Annotated in this window: 1 protein-coding gene; it reads left to right on the plus strand. The window is 46.5% G+C overall.

Annotated elements, in window-relative coordinates; all coding sequences use genetic code 11:
• On the plus strand, positions 1-621 hold a 621-nt coding region (locus tag JMW90_RS13540), incomplete at both ends, for an NAD(P)-dependent oxidoreductase (RefSeq protein WP_201564764.1).

The raw sequence follows: 621 nt of genomic DNA on the forward strand, positions 1-621 counted from the left end.
GAATAACGTTGACCAAGATGCTTGTGCTGAGCATAATATCGCGCTCTATAACGTCGCCGGTTACGCGGTGAAAAGCGTGCCTGAGCATACCTTTATGCTGATGCTAAATGCCATGCGTGCCGGTCTGCATTATCATAATAAAGTCACCGATGGCACGTGGGCAGATAATGGTAATTTTTGCCTACTTGATATCCCGCTTATAGATTTGGAAAATAAAACGCTGGGTATTATTGGCATTGGTACCATTGGCAAACGTGTCACTGATATTGCGCGTGCTTTTGGCATGACGGTATTGTGGGCGGAGCACCAAGGGCGTATGCCGCGTAATGATGACTATACAGCGTTTGAAGACGTACTGGCGCAGTCCGATGTACTGAGCTTGCATTGCCCGTTAAATGAGAAAACTCAGCACCTTATTAATGCAGACACCTTGGCCAAAATGACTAAAAAACCTCTACTTGTCAACGTCGCTCGTGGTGGTATTGTGGATAGCCAAGCGCTTGCTGATGCCATTAACAATGAGCAGATTTTAGGGTATGGCAGCGACGTTTTTGAGCAAGAACCCATAGCTGCCAATGATCCTTTACTGGCTCTTGGTGAGCATCCACGCGTGATATTTAG

It is taken from the genome of Psychrobacter glacincola (genome assembly GCF_904846215.1).
Lineage (GTDB): Bacteria > Pseudomonadota > Gammaproteobacteria > Pseudomonadales > Moraxellaceae > Psychrobacter > Psychrobacter glacincola.